Below are 17238 nucleotides of genomic sequence, written 5' to 3' on the forward strand. Positions count from 1 at the left end.
GGATTTATAAAAGGTTATGGTCTGAGGCAATACCGGTGACGTTTAAGTGATCTTCCGATCGTTTAACATAAGCGTCAGATATCATTGTCCGGGGCTCAAATATCATGTAAAATCAAATGCCCGGCAAGCACCCTGCAGCTTCCACAATTGATATAGGTCAAGCCCGCCGCCTTACCGCGATCGGCAATGACTAACGAACGGGTTCTTCTTCCCTTATCTTTGGTACAGATCACGGAAGCGTTGGCAGTAAAGTTTTTTCGGCATGCATTGCTTAAGCCCGGGAATGTCATGATAGGGGGCTTACCCATGAGGGCACTTCAGCGCCGTACTTCGTGTGCCGTTTCAGTATGCCCAGCAAAACACCTGGCGGGATTTGCTGTTAGAGACTTGATTTTATTCAAAACGATGAAAGCAGCACTTCATACAGAAATTATGCGCCTGCGCCTGTCCATCAGGGAGCTGCAGGATATGATCGATCAGCGGACAGAAGGAGAAAGAGAAGCGGATGAGCATACTGATTATATTTTTGAGGTCCAGCAAATGCTTTACCGCCAATTGCGATGCCTGTTTCTGCAGATCGCGGTTGAGGATGATCCGGTTATCCGCCGGTTCGACGAAAAGCTTTTCCGTTACCGCCTGGCCTGGCTGCTGTATACAAAAGGGGTGGCGGCAGGCTTTGACGAGGGCGATTAACCCGCAGGATGGCTCCCGGGCTTCAACTTTTTGTCTCCCCAGGGGCAGCGGCCAGGCGGTTGAGCGTCTGCAGGTTCTGTACCGCCGCGCCCAGGGTATTATTGAAATAAGCGAAAACGGAAAGCCCCCGGAGCTGCCATTCGCGGATATAGCCTGCGTATTCTGCCAGGTAGGCGTCTGAATAACTTCCGCGGTAGCCTTTTTCCGGTCCATGGAAACGCAGGAAAACATGGCCCGCCGTTTCCGTCAGCGGTGGCGAAGCACCAGGCATATCATGCAGCACCATACCCGCGCCGTACTCCCGCAGCAGCCCGTATACTTCCGGCTGATACCATCCCCGGTGCCGGAACTCGACGGACACCCGCCAGTCATAAGGTTTCAGTGCGGCCAGCAGTGCGCTGAGCCCCCTCAGGTCCGGCCCGAACTTCGGCGGCAGCTGCACCAGCAGACAAGCCCTCTTTGACGTTGAACCAGCTGCTTGCATGAATGCGTCCAGCGATCCCATGTCGAAGCGGCCGGGCAGGCTATGCGTGACCGAACGATGCAGTTTGAAAGTAAAGACAAAGTCTTCCGGCACTTCCTCCGACCACCTGCGCACCGTCCGCGCCAGGGGTATGCGGTAAAAACTACTGTTGATCTCCACAGAATTGAATAAAGATGCGTAATAGGTGAGGCGGCTGCTTTCGCGGAAAGCCTCCGGGAAAAGCCGCTTGCTGCTGACAGGCAATACCAGGTTGCTCGTGCCGGAATAATATGCGGATGTCATCTTATCCATAATTTACTGCTTTTATTCGTCCAGCTGTCCTGATGAGCACCCGCAAGACGCGTTGATCTTACAATACATCTTTTAAATGTTTGTAATTTGCTTTTACCGTATCGAACACCTCTGCCATGCGGCCGTTGAGCATCAGTTTTGTCATGGACAAAGCCATGCCTGTGACCTGGCTGAACTCCAGTTTCGGCGGCATCCTATAAATTTCTTTTTTGATGTTGGCATCACTCATGATATAACCAGATTCCCGGAAGGTGGTTTGAATGGCTTTTCATCTAAAGTAATTGCTGCCGGGTTCACAGCTCTCAGGACCGCCGGGATCTTACCACAAAAAGATCAACCATCCCGCTTTACTTCATAACGATGTAATCGTTCTTTTGACCCGAAAAATCGCAACCATTTGCATAAAGATCGTGTTATGACGATACACTACTTAAAAAACAATATGAAAAAAAGATCATTATTATTCGCCGCCGGGATCTGCCTGGTAACGGCAGCTGCCTGTACGGGCGACGGCAGCAAAAAAGCGGCGGACAGCGCCGCGGGTGATACCAGCGTGATGGCGGGCGCAGACACCGCCCATACTTTAAAGCCGGCAGGGCCCGCACCGTCCTGGGGTAAGGATATTAAGCCCGAAATGCAGGTCGTGATGGAAAAGTTAGCCTCTTACGGCGACAAACCCATCCCGGAGCTGACCGCCCCCAGAGCGCGCAAAAATCACACGCCTACAGACGCTGTAATGGACGTGATGAAGGAACACAATATGCCTAAACCGGTATTTAATGTGGATACGGCTGGTAAAGATATCCCTGCAGGTGACGGAAAAATCCATATCCGTGTCTACACCCCAAAAACCGATGCGCAAGCCTACCCGGTTATCGTTTATTACCATGGCGGCGGCTTTGTGATCGCCAACCTGGACGTTTATGATCCCTCGGCAAATGCGCTTGCGGACAAGACCGGGGCCATCGTCGTTTCCGTCGCTTACCGTCTCGCCCCGGAACATAAATTTCCGGCTGCGCACAATGACGCCTACGCCGCTTACAAATGGGTGACAGAAAACGCCGCTTCGATCAAGGGCGACCCGAAAAAGATTGCCCTTGCCGGCGAAAGCGCAGGCGGGAACCTGGCGATCGCTACCGCTATCAAAGCCCGCGACAGCAAGATCATGCTGCCTGTGGCCATACTGGCAGTTTATCCTGTGGCACAATCAGATATGAATACGGCATCTTATACAAAGAATGCCGCCGCAAAGCCACTGGATAAACCCATGATGGGGTGGTTCGTTAAAAATTACCTGAACAATATGGCGGAGGCGAAAGATCAGCGGATCAGTCTCGTATCCGCTGATCTCAAAGGACTCCCGGCCAGCACGGTCATCACAGCGGAGATCGATCCGCTGCAAAGCGACGGGATGATGGTCGCAGAGAAGCTTAAAGCGGCAGGTGTCACCGTCGACACTAAGAACTATGACGGGGTCACCCATGAATTCTTCGGAATGGGAGCCGTTGTGCCCCAGGCTAAAGAAGCTGAGGAATATGCCGCCGCACAGTTGAAAAAAGCTTTTGGTATGTGATCAACCGGAGGCCATTTTGCAAGCGCCGGGCACAATCAGCCCGGCGTTTTTTTGGGCCGAGTGTTAACGAAAAACACCTCATACGAAAAAAGGTAAAAAACGTGCATGATAAAATCTGATGATCGATTACCGAAGAGTCTTCAGCGTATTTTATTTTTACCCGGCTTTGGAATTACCGGGTACAAAAAGGATGGCAGGAGTGATACCATCGTTTGTAGCGAACCGTTTAAAGCGCTTACAATTATTACCGGAAGGATCCCCCGGCCACGCTATGCTCTGATGAAATGCTAAAAACCATAGGCTCGGGAGAACGCTCCCGGTCAAACGGACATACAGTACGTTATGTTATCTTGGATATCCGGCAACGTTTAGATGGAGCTTCCGGTCAAGCCCAAATTCCCGGGCTGGCCGCTATTTCCGCGGATCCGGGTGCAGCGTGCATTCGTTTTTACGACAAAAAAGGCCGCAGCGATCAGCTGCGGCCTTGATCGATTTAGTTAGTTTCCTGTAAAGCCGCCTCGTTGATCGTCACCGCCGCTTCACTCAGCAGCTGATCAGCCGTTTTCTCTTCTTCAAGTGTCTCTTTTAATAGTTCCGCCGCTTCTGTAAACCCAAGGGTGGTCGCCAGGGCGTGCAGCGTACCATAGGAAGCGATCTCGTAATGTTCCACTTTCTGCGCAGCGGAAATGATCGCCACATCGCGCACTTCGGTACCTTTGTCGGTCTCTTTCATCAGCTCGTCGGCTTCTTTCAGCAAACCGTCCATCGCTTCGCATTTAACGGCTTTTGCTTTTTCGCCGATCGATTCGAACGCCCTTTCCAGTCGTGCTACCTGGTTTTCCGTCTGGCCTAAATGCTCCTCAATGGTCTTTTTCAGTTCGTCCGATGTTGCGTTCTTCATCATTTTAGGCAGGGCCTTCACCAGGTGCTGCTCAGCCCAGTAGATGTCTTTCATTTCGTCCAGGAACAATTCTTTCAGGGCGCTTTCCGCTTCCGGGCTGCGGCCGGCGGCTTGCTTTTCAGTTGTTTTTGTTTTCGTAGGCATAATGTTTGTTTTTATAAATGTTCAGCGTGACAGGCTGTAAGCTCCTCATCGCCCAGATAGAACCTCTTCAAGCGGTTTAAGTTTTAAATAAATTTATTTTCTTATAATGATAATTTATTGAAACCATAATCGCTTTCAGCCTGTTGTCTCTGTAATAAAAACCAAGACAAAAACTATGAAAGCAGCCGTATTCCATAAACCCGGAACGATCACCTGTGATACCGTTGAAGACCCGCGCATCGAACTGGCGACGGATGTGATCCTGAAAGTGACCGCAACCGCTATCTGCGGTTCTGACCTGCACATCCTGAGCGGAGCCGTGCCTCAAAAAGAACCTATGATCATGGGGCATGAGTTCATGGGCATTGTAGAAGAAGTGGGCAAGGAAGTAAAAAACCTGAAACGCGGCGATCGTGTGGTAGTGCCGTTCCCAATTTCCTGCGGTCATTGTTTTTTTTGCCAGCACGGCGCATCACCGGCCTGCGAGCATTCCAACTATAAAAACTATGGGCCCGACGGCGACCTGACGACGCAGAAGGGCGCCGCACTATTCGGTTACACCGACCTGTATGGGGGATATTCAGGCGGACAAGCCCAGTACGTGCGCGTCCCTTATGCCGATATCAGCCCGAGGATCGTCCCTGATAACCTGACAGACGAACAGGTATTGTTCCTGACCGATATTTTCCCGACCGGCTGGTCGGCCATCGACTGGGCGCAAATGAAGGGCGGGGAAGTGGTGGCCATCTTCGGTTCCGGCCCGGTGGGCCTGATGGCGCAAAAAGCCGCCTGGATCAACGGGGCCAGCCGGGTCATCGCTATCGATCCGCTGAACTACCGCCTGGAAAAAGCAAAAGCGGTAAACAATGTAGATACGCTCAATCCGCATGAGGTCGACGTGATCGAAGCGATCCGCTCCATGACGAACGGGAGAGGAGCAGACGTTTGCGTGGATGCCGTTGGCTTTGAGCCCGAACGCAATTTCTTCGATAAAGTAAAAGCAGCGGTGAACTTCGAGGCCGGCAGCATCAAAGTGCTGGAGATGGCATTCAAAGCCGTTCGCCGCATGGGAACCGTTTCCATTATGGGTGTTTACGGTTCGCCTTATGATAATTTCCCGCTGCACCGCTTATTCGATAAAGGCATCACGCTGAAGATGGGCCAGGCACCGGTACTCAATTACATCGATCACCTCATAGACCTCGTGAAAGAGGATAAAGTCAGGCTCGATGACATCATTACACACCGTCTGCCGATCAGCCAGGTAGAACATGCCTACAAGATCTTCCAGGATAAAGAGGAAGATTGTGTGAAGATCGTACTTGATCCGCATGCTTAATACCCGCAACGGACATAAATATTCACTCAAGTCAAATCCAATGGCAGCGCAACAAACACCCGAAAAACAAGATAAACAACCCGGTATCGAGGCAGAGATGAACCCCGCCCCGGAATATATCAAAGCAACTTACAAAGCCGCAGGCAAACTCGATGGAAAAGCCGCGCTGATCACCGGCGGAGATAGCGGTATCGGCCGCGCGGTAAGCGTACATTTTGCCAGAGAAGGTGCGGACATTGCCATCGTTTACCTGAACGAAGACGAGGATGCCCAAACCACCAAAGAACTGGTGGAAGCCGCAGGCAGAAAATGCCTGCTCATCAAGGGCGACGTCAAAGATGCTGCATTCTGTAAAAAAGCTGTGGAACAGACCGCTAAGGAATTTGGCAAGCTCAACATCTTGGTGAACAACGCCGGGATGCAGTTCCCGCAAAAAGATGTGAAAGCGATAGATGAGCAGCAACTGGATACCACTTTCCGCACCAACATATTCGCCTATTTCTATTTCGCGGAAGCCGCGCTGGATCACCTCAAGGAAGGTGATTGCATTATTAATACGACCTCGGTGACAGCATACCGTTCCTCACCATCCCTCATCGATTATTCTTCTACAAAAGGCGCGATCACCACATTTACCCGTTCGCTGGCGACCAACCTCGTAGAGAAAAACATCCGCGTTAACGCTGTTGCGCCCGGTCCGGTCTGGACGCCGCTGATCGTTTCCACCTTTGATGAGGAAAAGATCAAAAAGTTCGGCAGTGAGACGGCGATGAAACGCGCCGGGCAGCCGTCCGAACTCGGGCCGGCATACGTATTCCTCGCTTCGGATGACTCATCTTTTATCACCGGGCAGGTCATCCATGTGAACGGCGGAGAAGTGGTAAACGGATAGACACTACACCATAAATTACAAAGAGAACAACCTATGGAAAACAATAAAACAGCGCTGATCACCGGCGGAACAAGCGGTATCGGCAAGGAACTGGCAAAGCTATTTGCCAAAGACCAGTATAACCTGATCCTTGTCGCACGCGACCAGGCAGAACTGGATCATACTTCGGGCGAACTCAGTGCCTTTGGGGTAAAGGTAGAAACCATTTCCAAAGACCTGTCTGTAATGGACGATGCGTTTGCCTTATGTGAGCAGATCGGCGACCGGCAGATCAATGTTCTGGTCAACGATGCAGGACAGGGTGTGTACGGACTTTTTACCGATAACGATATTCAGCGCGAACTGGATATCGTCCACCTGAACATCTGCGCAACAGTGATCCTGACAAAGCATTTCCTGAAAGGTATGGTCAGCCGCGGGGAAGGCAGCATCCTTAACCTTGGTTCCGTAGCAGGTAAACTACCCGGCCCATGGCAGGCGGTCTACCATGCGACCAAGGCCTTCGTACTATCCTTCACGACCGCGGTGCGCGAAGAGGTAAAAGACAGCGGCGTAACTCTCACTGCGCTCATGCCGGGCGTAACGGACACCGACTTTTTCAACAAAGCCGGTATGAATGATAGTAAAGTAGTGCAGGATAAAGAAGCAATGGCCGACCCTGCGGAGGTCGCAAAAGATGGCTACAAAGCGTTGATGGCCGGCGAAGACCGCGTGATCTCCGGCTTTAAGAACAAAGTACAGGTCAATGCAAGCAGCATCATTCCGGACAGCGCTGTCGCGCACCAGCTTTATGAACAGCAAAAGCCCGTGGAACAGGAACAACAGCAAAACAATAAAGAATAGCAAACTGCCATCTACCATTAATCTATGGAAAACTCAATAGCAACAACAGAAAAAATTGCCACCAAAGCATACGGCGCATCCGGCGCTCTATTAGGAGGGGAGACCCTTAAACCGATGGATTTTGAAAGGGACGCCCCCCAGGCAGACGAACTGCTCATCGAAGTACTTTATTGCGGCGTTTGCCACTCGGACGTGCACCAGGTGGAGAACGACTGGAAAAACACGCTTTATCCCTGTGTGCCCGGGCACGAGGTGATCGGTAAGGTCACCTATGCCGGAAATGCGGTCACCAAATTTAAAGTTGGAGATATTGTCGGGGTGGGCTGTATGATCGACAGCTGTAAAAGCTGTTCAGCCTGCCGTGAAGGCGAGGAGCAGTTCTGCGAACATCCGCACGGCCCTACGATGACCTATAACGGTTACTTCGTACCGGACGGCTCGGGATATAATACCTTTGGCGGTTATTCAGATAACCTCGTAGTCAAAGAAGATTTTGTATTAAGCATCCCGGAAGGCCTGGACATCAGCAAAGCGGCACCCATCCTTTGTGCGGGCATCACCACTTATTCGCCACTGAACCACTGGGGCGTAAAGGCTGGTGATAAAGTTGCCGTAGTAGGTATCGGCGGGCTTGGGCACATGGGTGTCATGATCGCCAAAGCCATGGGTGCAGAGGTTACCGCCATTACCACCAAAGAAGAAAAACGCGCAAGTGCCACAGCGCTCGGTGCAGACCACGTGATCATCTCCGAGAACGAGGACGAAATGAAGAAATATGAAAAGTACTTCAATTTTATCCTGGTCACTATTCCCGATCCGTTTGATATTACCCCATACATCCCGCTGATCCATCGCAGGGGCAACCTGGTGACCGTTGGTTTACTGGCACCCTACAAAGCCCCGCTCAATAATATGGAAATAGCCTCACAGGCCCGCAGCATCGGCGGATCGCTGATCGGCGGTATCGCCGAGACCCAGGAAGTACTGGATTTCTGTGCCAGGCACGGTATCCTGCCACAAGTAGAAATGATCGATATACAGGATATCAATAAGGCTTACGACCGTATGAAGGACGAGGATGTCCGCTACCGCTTCGTAATCGATATGAAATCAATTAAACAAAACAATTAACAAAATCTACCTGTGAAAAAGACCATCGTATTTATACACGGCATGTTCCAGAACCCGGTGAGCTGGGAAAAATGGGTCGCCTACTTTAATGCCAAAGGCTATGAATGTATCGCGCCGGCATGGCCCTTGCACGAAGGCGATCCTGCCGACCTGAGAAACAACCCGCCCGAAGGTTTGGGTGACCTGGCCCTGCAAACCATCGTGGACGAGATGGAGCGCGTAGTGAGCGCGCTGCCTGAAAAACCTATCGTGATCGGTCATTCCGTCGGCGGATTGATCGTTCAGCTACTGACACAAAAAGGAATTGTAGCATCGGGTGTGCCGATTGATTCCGTAGCTCCCAATACCATGCTGGCCTTCGACTGGGGCTTTATGAAGAACAGCGCCCTGATCGCTAACCCATTCAAAGGTAACCAGCCTTTTGAAATGGACCTGGAAAGTTTCCATGCTTCGTTCTGTAACACCATGAGCGAAGAAGCAACACGGGAAGCCTATGAGCGTACCGCGACGCATGACAGCCGTAACGTGCTGCGCGATTGTATGGGCGAGGCCGGAGAGATCGACCTGGATCTGCCGCATGCACCATTGCTGTTCATCGGTGGCGAAGAAGATGAGATCATCCCCTACGAGCTGAACCGAAAGAACGCAGAGGCTTATACCGATGAGGCAAGCATTACCGATTTCAAAGCCTTTCCCAACCGCGGGCACTGGATCTGCGGGCAGGAAGGATGGGAGGAGATCGCGGAATATATCAGCGGGTGGCTAACAGCCCATGAAACCAATCAGTACTCTACCGAAGACAACAACAACCAATAGTTACGGCAAAATATTCAGAAAAGGCACAGGACAAGGTCCACAAGGCTTTACACGAAGAAAAAAGAAGGTACACTGAAAACCGGCACGGGCAAGAAAGTGACCAGTAAGAAACAAGCTATCGCAATAGGCCTTTCAGAAGCGAGAAAGGCGGCCGCGAAGGCACCAAAAAAGAAAGACTAAATGGAAAACAACAATAAGATGAGCCGCAGGCAAATGGTCGCCGGTTTAGGCACGACCCTTGCAGCTGCTGCTGCAGCACCGGCGTTTGGTGCTGTAAAAGATAAACCCATGGAAAACCACCCCTTAGAAGATCCGACCAGCAAATATCCCAAACCGCCTTTCCAGGAACAAAAGCAGGAATGGCCGGGACTGGTCAGTAAGATGAATCCAAGACCCGACCACGGCGAGACCAGTTATAAAGGTTCAGGCAGGTTGAAAGGCAGGAAAGCACTGATCACCGGCGGCGACTCGGGTATGGGCCGCGCGGCCGCTATCGCTTATGCGAGAGAAGGCGCTGATGTCGCGATCAATTATTACCCGACTGAAGAACCCGATGCGCAGGAAGTGATCGCTTTGATGAAAAAAGCCGGCGTAAAAGCGATTGCCATCCCTGGTGACCTGCGAGACGAGGCATTCTGCAAAAGGATGGTGGATGAAGCTGTAAAACAATTGGGCGGCCTGGATATCCTGGTGAACAATGCTGCCCGCCAGCAAACCCGAAAGTCGATCCTTGATGTGAGCAGTGAAGATTTCGACGCTACTATGAAAACCAATATTTACGCGCCATTCTGGACGATCAAAGCCGCATTGCCACATCTGCAACCCGGCTCGGTCATCATCGGCACTACCTCGGAGCAGGCTTACGACCCTTCGCCTGATCTGTATGATTACGCCCAGACCAAAGCCGCGACCATGAACTACGTCAAATCACTGGCCAAGCAATTGGGCCCGAAAGGTATCCGCGTAAATGGCGTTGCGCCGGGCCCGATCTGGACGCCCCTGCAGGTAAGCGGTGGCGCAACCATGGAAAAACTCAAACAGTTCGGTGGGCAAACTCCGCTGGGCCGTCCCGGACAACCCGTAGAACTGGCTTCTATCTATGTACAATTGGCAGCCAGCGATGCGAGCTATGCCACCGGCCAGGTTTATGGCTCATCGGGCGGGTCAGGGCAACCGTAAGAAAGGGATCTGTAACCATCATATAAAAAACTACACATGAAAGCATTGATCATTAATTGTACTTTAAAGCGCAGCCCGAATTTCTCCAATACAGGAGCTCTCGCAGAAAAGGCTGCCCAGCAATTGCGGGAACAGGGTATAGAAACCGAGATCATCCGTCTCAATGACTACCAGGTGCTGACGGGTAACACATCCGACGAAGGCGAAGGCGACGAATGGCCGCAGATCCTGGAAAAGATCAAAGCCTGCGATATATTTATTATTGCTACGCCCATCTGGATGGGGCACCTGGCGTCCACATCCCAGAAAGTCATCGAGCGACTGGATGCGGTATTCCGCGATGAGAACCTGATGGATAAAGACACCGGCCAGTACATGCCTTATAACAAAGTCGGCGGCTGCCTGATCACGGGCAACGAAGATGGCGCACACAGCTGCGCGGCGCAGGTGCTTTGGTCATTGCAGGAAGTCGGCTTTACTATCCCTCCAAATGTAAATGCCTACTGGACAGGTAAAGCCGGCGGCGAACAGGACTACGTAGAAGCCGGCGGCGAACGCTACCTGTATACCAACAAAAGCCTGCGTTACATGACCGGTAACCTTGCCTTTATGGCGAAGTTGCTCAAAGAAAATCCGATCAGTACAAACCTGACCGGGGCGGCAGAAAAAGCCCGGGCAGAAAGTGATAAAGAAGAATGATCTGTGAAAAATAAACCTATCAAAACAGGTGCGCGCCTCCTGTTAGGCGGACTGCTCGTAGCGGCAGGCACCGCTCATCTGACATTTGCACGCAAAGCTTTCCGCGCGCAGGTACCTGACTGGGTGCCGCTGAAAAAGGATGATACGGTCGTTTATTCCGGTTTTGCAGAGATCGCCCTCGGCGCAGCGCTGATCCTGGCCCCAAAAAAATATCAAAAAATAACCGGAAGGATCGCAGCAGGATTCTTTGCAGCCGTTTTTCCCGGAAATATTGCGCAATACACGCAACACCGCAGCGCTTTCGGACTGGACACGGACAAAAAGCGGCTCGCGCGTTTGTTCTTTCAGCCGCTGCTGATCGGGTGGGCGCTGAAAAGTACTTCCCGCTAAAGGCATTTACCTGTCAATACCGCAGGCACCGCACAAAGAGGATACCACCCGGCCACCGCAGTGCAGCGGGGTGGTTTCCTTCTAAATTCCCGTGCGGCCTGTTAAGTCTAGAGATCACACCGCGGGCAGTCCACGCTGTCATTCCCCTGCTGTCATCCCTTTAGCCGTCACCAGCTTACCTTTATCCTCCGGAATATGGTGGATCTTCTTCACATAAAGCTCATCAACAAGGATCACCGTGATCGCCAGTAAGGGAACGGCCATGATGATCCCCAATGCACCGGATACCGAGCCCATAATCAACTGGCTGATCAGGGTGAGGGCGGGGGGAAGGTTGATCATTTTCTTCTGAATGAGCGGGTTGACAATATTCGCGGTTATGGTTTGCGAAACGATGTAAATGATGGCTACGATAATAGCTGTATTGGTGCCAACGGTAAAACCCAGCAGCGTTCCCGGTATCATCGCGATCACCGAACCTAATGTCGGTACGATCTCCAAAATGCCCGTCAGTAAACCCAGTACCAACGCAGCCGGAATACCCACGATGCTCAGACCAGTGCCGATCATGACCGCTACCAGCACCATCGAAACCATCATGCCTTTCAGCCAGCCCTTCAGCGAAAGACTGATCCGGTCAAGAATGTGATGGCCCATTTTTTTCTTTGAGGGCGGCACCAGTAAAATGATACCGTCTTTATACAGAGAAGGATTGGTCGTAAAGAAAATGCCTAGGAACAGGATAATATACAGATCCCCCAGAACCCCAAAACTAGTGGAGAACAGCGATTGCACGGTCGTCATCATTTTACCATCCCCGCTTTGATCCGCACTTTCCAGTATTTTCCGGCCGATATCGTTTTGGGCAAGTTTCGCTTTAAAATTACTGACTGTCTCCGGCAGTGATTTGCTCAACTGATCGATCTGCTGGGAGATCTTAGTGCCCATGAACCAGCACAAGGCCGCAAAAATAACAAAAGTGCCCAGCACCGAGATCAGCATCGCCCATTTGCGTTTCAGCTTCAGGCGCCGTTCGGTCATATCCGCCAGTCCGTGAAAATAGGTGGCGATCAGCGAACCCGCCAGGATCATCAGCAACACATTGAAGGCCACGCGGGCGATCAGGATGACTGAAACCAATAAGGCCACGATGCCCATGGTCTGCCATACTTTTTGAATGTAAGTCTGATGCTGCCGGTCTGCAGGATTCTCTTTCATAAGCAAAGGTTGATAATTGGTTTACAAGTTAAAAAAATAAATTAATAATAGATTCTGTTGTGATGTTTAACAAAGGTCCCTGAACAGGCTGTTTAGATCATGTACAGCCGGGAGCAAATGATACAAACTCACAGCAATGTCATAAACCCGGCTTTTCATAAACTTTTTATGAGTTCGGGTAATTATCAGGGCTGTCAATCGTCCAAACAAAAAACAGCAATAAGTGGATTCTATTTTAAAGATCAGCCATCTCGGAAAAAGCTACCAAAACGCGGGCCGCACATTGGTGGTGCTCGATGATATAAATTTTTCTATTTCACCCGGTTCAACCAATGCTATAGTAGGCCCTTCTGGAAGCGGCAAGACCACCTTACTTGGCCTTTGCGCAGGTTTAGACCGCTCGACAACAGGTTCTGTAGAATTGAACGGAATAGCGCTTGATAAGCTCACAGAAGATGAGCGTGCTGAAGTGCGGAACCGTAACGTAGGTTTCATCTTTCAGAATTTTCAACTATTGCCAACGCTTACCGCTCTGGAGAATGTAATGGTGCCGCTTGAGCTGCGTGGCGAGAAGAATATCCGCCCGCGTGCGCTGGAACTGCTGGATAAAGTTGGTCTCGCCGATCGTGGGCACCATTATCCACTGCAACTATCAGGGGGCGAGCAGCAAAGGGTATCGCTGGCAAGGGCATTCAGCAACCAGCCCAAGATCTTATTTGCAGATGAACCGACAGGCAACCTCGATGCCGAGACCAGCGAAAAAGTAGAAGGCTTATTATTCGATCTTAACCGCGATGCGGGAACTACCCTGATATTGGTAACCCATGACCTGGAACTGGCTGCAAAAACCGGTAGGATCATCAGGATAAAAGGTGGCCGCGTGGCAGAGGATATAATCAATAAGCACAATGCCTGAGTATTCTCCAACCCCAACAAAAATGAGCTGGAGCTGGCTGGCGCGGATGGCCTGGCGCGATAGCAGGCATAACCGCTCAAGGCTGGTTTTATTTATCTCATCTATCGTTTTCGGTATTGCTGCCTTGGTGGCTATTTATACCTTTCAGGATAATATTAGCCGCAATATTGATAGCCAGGCAGCTACATTGATAGGTGCCGATCTGAGCGTCAGTACCAATAAACCGGTTGATAAAGCTATAAAGCCCCTGCTGGATTCGCTTGGTGAGGAACGTTCTGTAGAGCGCAGTTTTGTATCAATGGTGTATTTTCCTAAGAACGGAGGCACAAGGCTGGCGCAAATAAGAGCGTTGAAGGGTGCTTTTCCATATTACGGAAACCTGGAGACCGCACCCGCAACTGCCGCCAAAGCCTTCCGGAAAAACGGGAGGCAAGCGTTGGTAGACCGATCGCTGATGCTGCAGTATAACTTAAAGGTGAATGACTCGGTGAAGGTTGGCGAGCTTACCTTTCTCATAGCCGGGGTATTGAATAAAGCACCGGGCCAAACCGGCATATCTTCAAGTATAGCCCCTATAGTTTATATCCCGCTTGATGAGTTGGAGAAAACTAAGCTTGTACAGATGGGCAGCAGGATCAATACCAATTATTATTACAAGTTTGCAGATGCCGGGGCGGTTGATAAACTTGCCGCCAAGTTGGATAACCGATTGGAAAAATATGGCCTCAATTATGAGACGGTAAATACCCGTAAAGCCAATACCGGCCGTGCCTTTGGCGATCTTACTAAGTTCCTTTCGCTTGTAGGGTTCATCGCATTGCTGTTGGGCTGTGTTGGTGTGGCCAGCTCGGTTCATATCTATATCAGGGAAAAGATACCCGCCATTGCTATTATGCGCTGTATGGGCGTTAAGGCGAGGCAGGCATTTATCATCTATCTATTACAGATCGTAGCTATTGGCTTAATTGGCTCTTTGGCAGGTGCCATTCTGGGGACTATCATTCAGCATTTCTTGCCCATCATCTTTAAAGACCTGTTGCCCGTGAGCATATCTACTGATATATCATGGTTAGCTATTGCGCAGGGCGTGTTGCTTGGGGTGATCATATCCGTTCTTTTTGCCATGCTGCCGCTTTTGTCTATCCGCAAGATATCGCCCTTGAACACGCTGCGCATGTCTTATGAGAACGTTAATTTACTGAAGGACCCGGCCCGTTGGTTGGTTTACCTTAGCATAGTCCTGTTTGTTATCCTGTTTACGTATTTCCAGTTAGGGAGCTTTACAGGAAGCCTGTTCTTTACCCTTGGTGTAGCATTTGCATTCCTGCTGCTTACACTTGCCGCAAAGATATTGATCACGCTCTCAAAGCTGATGATACGTAACTCGTGGAGTTACCTTTGGCGCCAGGGCTTTGCAAATTTATACAGGCCGAATAACCAAACCGTCACCCTTATGGTATCCATTGGTTTAAGTACGGCGTTTATTTGTACCCTCATATTTGTACAAGGCATGCTGGTAAAACAGGTGACTCTTGCTGCCAATGCGAGCCGTGCCAACATGATCCTTTTTGATATCCAGAAAGAACAGAAAGCACCGCTTGGTCAACTGACCGTTGGTGAACATCTAACCATTATCCAGGTAGTGCCCATTGTAACCATGCGCTTATCGGCGCTTAACGGCAAAGAGGTGGGGCATTATCGTAAGGACACTACATCTGGTGTAAACCCACGAATATTTTCAAACGAATACCGGGCTACCTTCAGGGATTCGCTTACCTCATCAGAGAAGATCGTTAGCGGTAAATGGATAGGTAAGGCAACCGATCCGGATAATGTGCCTGTATCGATAGAGGAGAAGTTTGCCCAGCGTAACCATTTAAAAATAGGCGACCATTTGCAATTTAATGTACAGGGTATGCCGGTAACTGCCGAGGTCAGCAGCCTGCGCTCGGTTAACTGGAACAGGATGCAAACCAACTTCCTGGTAGTATTCCCGGCCGGGGTGTTAGAAGACGCGCCGCAGTTTTATGCCATGTTAACGCATGTGCCATCTGAGCGGGCATCGGCCAACTATCAACAGGCGGTGATCAGGGCGTTCCCCAATATTTCCATGATAGATCTTGGGCAAGTGCTTAGCGTGCTTGATGAGATAATGGGCAAGATAGCCGATATCATCAAATTTATGGCCGCCTTCAGTATACTTACCGGGTTGGTCGTACTCATCTCTTCGATAAGGATCAGTAAATATCAGCGTGTGCAGGAAAGTGTGCTGCTGCGTACCATGGGCGCAAGCCGCCGCCAGATATTTACTATTAATGCGCTGGAATATTTCTTCCTTGGTGCGCTATCCGCTTTAACGGGTATCCTCATTTCATACGGCGCCGCAGCTTTGCTGGCAACTTTTAATTTTGAGGTGCCATTTACCGCATCGGCAGGTATTGCTGTGGGCATATTTGCTGCAGTATCATTACTTACCGTGATGATAGGTTTGCTCAATAGCCGTGGCGTGCTGAACAAACCGCCGTTAGAGGTGTTAAGACGTGATATATAAATAGCTGATATGAATTTCCAGAAGATACTTTTTGTCCCTATCGTGATACTGTTTTGCGCATGCGGGAACGGGCAAGTTGATAAAACTAAAGAGACAGAATCATCCGCGCAGGAAAATGCTAAAGATGATAAGAAAGTAATTATGTTCTTTGGCGATAGCCTAACGGCCGGTTACGGGCTTGATGACGAGAGTCAGGCTTTTCCGGGCGTCATCCAGACTAAAATAGATTCCCTGAAATTGCCTTACAAGGTGATCAACGCCGGGGTGAGCGGTGAAACATCTGCCGGCGGCCTGGCTCGTATCAAGTGGACCCTGAAAAAGAAGATAGACATTTTTGTGCTCGAACTGGGGGCTAACGATGGATTACGCGGAACAGCGGTGTCACAAACTACTGAGAACTTGCAAGCCATTATCACTGCGGTTAAAACCACTTATCCAAAAGCTAAGATCCTGTTACTGGGGATGCAGGTGCCGCCAAGTATGGGCGCAACTTACTCAGGAGATTTTAAGGATATGTACAAGCAGTTAGCAGATCAAAATAAGATAGATCTTGTGCCATTTCTGCTGGATAAAGTAGGAGGCATATCTAAACTGAACCAGGCTGACGGTATACATCCTACTGCTGAAGGGGCTAAGATAGTAGCGGACAATGTTTGGTCTGTACTTAAGGGCGAATTATAGGTAAGTAGCAGATCTCCGGATATTCAGGCAGCCTGGATACGGCTCATTTCCTCCGGCGACAAAGTGTCCTTCAGGTGCAGGCGGAACAGCTCATTTTGTTTCAGCGGTGGCATGGAAAAGAACCAGTTGATCAGTTCGCTTCTCTTTGGTTCATCTCCATCATTGCTTTCAAAGGCCGCTGCTTCAAGGAACGCCAGGAAGTTTCGTTTCATGCTGATCACAGACGCCGGCATGATCTCTCCGCCGATGCGGCGGAAGGTAAAGACCCGCTCATCCGCTTCGCTCAGCCCGAAACCCTGCTCTTTCAGCCAGCGGTAAATATCAGCTTCCTGACGCGGAGTGCAATGCAGCTCGTATCGCAGCTTGCCGCTTTTTTTAAAGGAAACGAAGTCTGATAACTGATAGTTTTTAGGCATAAGGCTTATCCTCGCCTTAAAAATAAGCCACAGCCCTTAAAACCTTCTCCATTGTTGAAAATTCCTGTTTTGTGGAAAAGC

At 50.4% G+C, this 17238-nt stretch carries 19 protein-coding genes; 14 read left to right on the forward strand and 5 right to left on the reverse strand.

The features are described from left to right. The first annotated feature begins 405 nt into the window (after positions 1 to 405). A complete protein-coding gene (locus D0C36_RS20170) occupies positions 406 to 693 on the forward strand; it encodes a hypothetical protein (protein ID WP_117393482.1) in 288 nt (95 codons plus the stop codon). Positions 694 to 715: 22 nt separating this feature from the next. Here the strand turns inward: D0C36_RS20170 and D0C36_RS20175 are convergent, their stop codons facing one another. Together D0C36_RS20175 and D0C36_RS24590 are read right to left on the reverse strand one after the other, a co-directional pair. After that, positions 716 to 1468: a DUF72 domain-containing protein gene (locus D0C36_RS20175; RefSeq protein ID WP_117393484.1), complete on the reverse strand. Its 753-nt coding sequence runs from the start codon at positions 1466 to 1468 to the stop codon at positions 716 to 718. Between the two features lie 58 nt (positions 1469 to 1526). After that, positions 1527 to 1697, reverse strand: coding sequence for a hypothetical protein (locus tag D0C36_RS24590; RefSeq protein WP_158557157.1), 171 nt, complete (start codon positions 1695 to 1697; stop codon positions 1527 to 1529). Positions 1698 to 1910: 213 nt separating this feature from the next. Between D0C36_RS24590 and D0C36_RS20180 the strand changes: the two genes are divergently transcribed. Beyond that, the gene (locus tag D0C36_RS20180) at positions 1911 to 3041 is read left to right on the forward strand and encodes an alpha/beta hydrolase (protein WP_117393631.1); all 1131 of its coding nucleotides are present in this window, start codon (positions 1911 to 1913) and stop codon (positions 3039 to 3041) included. Between the two features lie 493 nt (positions 3042 to 3534). On the opposite strand, the gene D0C36_RS20185 is transcribed toward D0C36_RS20180, so the two are convergent. Beyond that, positions 3535 to 4086 (reverse strand): YciE/YciF ferroxidase family protein, encoded by a 552-nt coding sequence (locus D0C36_RS20185; protein ID WP_117393486.1) that lies wholly within the window; start codon positions 4084 to 4086, stop codon positions 3535 to 3537. A gap of 175 nt (positions 4087 to 4261) precedes the next feature. On the opposite strand from D0C36_RS20185, the gene D0C36_RS20190 reads away from it, so the two are divergent. The 9 genes from D0C36_RS20190 to D0C36_RS20230 all read left to right on the forward strand — a co-directional run bounded on the left by D0C36_RS20190 (position 4262) and on the right by D0C36_RS20230 (position 11375). Next, a complete protein-coding gene (locus D0C36_RS20190; protein ID WP_117393487.1) occupies positions 4262 to 5425 on the forward strand; it encodes a zinc-dependent alcohol dehydrogenase in 1164 nt (387 codons plus the stop codon). Beyond that, positions 5418 to 6317 carry an SDR family oxidoreductase gene (locus D0C36_RS20195; RefSeq protein ID WP_117393489.1) on the forward strand — a complete coding sequence of 300 codons (900 nt, stop codon included), beginning with the start codon at positions 5418 to 5420 and terminating at the stop codon, positions 6315 to 6317. The genes D0C36_RS20190 and D0C36_RS20195 overlap by 8 nt, the downstream gene beginning before the upstream one ends. A 33-nt stretch (positions 6318 to 6350) precedes the next feature. Continuing rightward, a complete protein-coding gene (locus tag D0C36_RS20200; protein WP_117393491.1) occupies positions 6351 to 7160 on the forward strand; it encodes an SDR family NAD(P)-dependent oxidoreductase in 810 nt (269 codons plus the stop codon). 24 nt (positions 7161 to 7184) lie between these two features. Further along, complete coding sequence (locus D0C36_RS20205) at positions 7185 to 8291, forward strand: NAD(P)-dependent alcohol dehydrogenase (protein ID WP_117393493.1); 1107 nt, start codon at positions 7185 to 7187, stop codon at positions 8289 to 8291. Positions 8292 to 8303: 12 nt separating this feature from the next. Next, on the forward strand, positions 8304 to 9107 hold the full coding sequence (locus D0C36_RS20210) for an alpha/beta hydrolase (RefSeq protein ID WP_233524530.1): 804 nt from the start codon (positions 8304 to 8306) through the stop codon (positions 9105 to 9107). 96 nt (positions 9108 to 9203) lie between these two features. Next, entirely contained in the window at positions 9204 to 9287 is an 84-nt protein-coding gene (locus D0C36_RS24825) for a DUF6496 domain-containing protein (RefSeq protein WP_233524541.1), read from the forward strand. After that, positions 9288 to 10286, forward strand: coding sequence for an SDR family oxidoreductase (locus tag D0C36_RS20220; protein ID WP_117393496.1), 999 nt, complete (start codon positions 9288 to 9290; stop codon positions 10284 to 10286). It abuts the gene before it with no gap. 45 nt (positions 10287 to 10331) lie between these two features. Further along, entirely contained in the window at positions 10332 to 10985 is a 654-nt protein-coding gene (locus tag D0C36_RS20225; RefSeq protein WP_199502067.1) for a flavodoxin family protein, read from the forward strand. Positions 10986 to 10988: 3 nt separating this feature from the next. Further along, entirely contained in the window at positions 10989 to 11375 is a 387-nt protein-coding gene (locus tag D0C36_RS20230; protein WP_117393499.1) for a DoxX family protein, read from the forward strand. A 138-nt stretch (positions 11376 to 11513) separates the two neighbouring features. On the opposite strand, the gene D0C36_RS20235 is transcribed toward D0C36_RS20230, so the two are convergent. Beyond that, a complete protein-coding gene (locus tag D0C36_RS20235; protein WP_117393500.1) occupies positions 11514 to 12593 on the reverse strand; it encodes an AI-2E family transporter in 1080 nt (359 codons plus the stop codon). A 223-nt stretch (positions 12594 to 12816) separates the two neighbouring features. On the opposite strand from D0C36_RS20235, the gene D0C36_RS20240 reads away from it, so the two are divergent. From D0C36_RS20240 to D0C36_RS20250, 3 genes are read left to right on the forward strand one after another with little or no spacing between them, the layout of a single operon-like run. Continuing rightward, positions 12817 to 13509, forward strand: coding sequence for an ABC transporter ATP-binding protein (locus tag D0C36_RS20240; protein ID WP_117393502.1), 693 nt, complete (start codon positions 12817 to 12819; stop codon positions 13507 to 13509). Further along, the gene (locus D0C36_RS20245; RefSeq protein WP_117393504.1) at positions 13502 to 16060 is read left to right on the forward strand and encodes an ABC transporter permease; all 2559 of its coding nucleotides are present in this window, start codon (positions 13502 to 13504) and stop codon (positions 16058 to 16060) included. The genes D0C36_RS20240 and D0C36_RS20245 overlap by 8 nt, the downstream gene beginning before the upstream one ends. Positions 16061 to 16069: 9 nt before the next feature. Then, positions 16070 to 16741, forward strand: coding sequence for an arylesterase (locus D0C36_RS20250; protein ID WP_117393506.1), 672 nt, complete (start codon positions 16070 to 16072; stop codon positions 16739 to 16741). 23 nt (positions 16742 to 16764) lie between these two features. Here D0C36_RS20250 and D0C36_RS20255 read toward each other — a convergent pair whose 3' ends face one another. Then, entirely contained in the window at positions 16765 to 17157 is a 393-nt protein-coding gene (locus D0C36_RS20255; RefSeq protein WP_117393508.1) for a hypothetical protein, read from the reverse strand. Between the last annotated feature and the right edge of the window lie 81 nt (positions 17158 to 17238).

Origin of the sequence: Mucilaginibacter conchicola (assembly GCF_003432115.1) — a bacterium.
GTDB lineage: Bacteria > Bacteroidota > Bacteroidia > Sphingobacteriales > Sphingobacteriaceae > Mucilaginibacter > Mucilaginibacter conchicola.

Excerpts from the sequence above, each read along its gene's own strand:
- D0C36_RS20170 (WP_117393482.1), top strand. The coding sequence starts at position 406 with ATGAAAGCAGCACTTCATACAGAAATTATGCGCCTGCGCCTGTCCATC.
- D0C36_RS20175 (WP_117393484.1), bottom strand. The coding sequence starts at position 1,468 with ATGGATAAGATGACATCCGCATATTATTCCGGCACGAGCAACCTGGTA.
- D0C36_RS24590 (WP_158557157.1), bottom strand. The coding sequence starts at position 1,697 with ATGAGTGATGCCAACATCAAAAAAGAAATTTATAGGATGCCGCCGAAA.
- D0C36_RS20180 (WP_117393631.1), top strand. The coding sequence starts at position 1,911 with ATGAAAAAAAGATCATTATTATTCGCCGCCGGGATCTGCCTGGTAACG.
- D0C36_RS20185 (WP_117393486.1), bottom strand. The coding sequence starts at position 4,086 with ATGCCTACGAAAACAAAAACAACTGAAAAGCAAGCCGCCGGCCGCAGC.
- D0C36_RS20190 (WP_117393487.1), top strand. The coding sequence starts at position 4,262 with ATGAAAGCAGCCGTATTCCATAAACCCGGAACGATCACCTGTGATACC.
- D0C36_RS20195 (WP_117393489.1), top strand. The coding sequence starts at position 5,418 with ATGCTTAATACCCGCAACGGACATAAATATTCACTCAAGTCAAATCCA.
- D0C36_RS20200 (WP_117393491.1), top strand. The coding sequence starts at position 6,351 with ATGGAAAACAATAAAACAGCGCTGATCACCGGCGGAACAAGCGGTATC.
- D0C36_RS20205 (WP_117393493.1), top strand. The coding sequence starts at position 7,185 with ATGGAAAACTCAATAGCAACAACAGAAAAAATTGCCACCAAAGCATAC.
- D0C36_RS20220 (WP_117393496.1), top strand. The coding sequence starts at position 9,288 with ATGGAAAACAACAATAAGATGAGCCGCAGGCAAATGGTCGCCGGTTTA.
- D0C36_RS20235 (WP_117393500.1), bottom strand. The coding sequence starts at position 12,593 with ATGAAAGAGAATCCTGCAGACCGGCAGCATCAGACTTACATTCAAAAA.
- D0C36_RS20245 (WP_117393504.1), top strand. The coding sequence starts at position 13,502 with ATGCCTGAGTATTCTCCAACCCCAACAAAAATGAGCTGGAGCTGGCTG.
- D0C36_RS20250 (WP_117393506.1), top strand. The coding sequence starts at position 16,070 with ATGAATTTCCAGAAGATACTTTTTGTCCCTATCGTGATACTGTTTTGC.
- D0C36_RS20255 (WP_117393508.1), bottom strand. The coding sequence starts at position 17,157 with ATGCCTAAAAACTATCAGTTATCAGACTTCGTTTCCTTTAAAAAAAGC.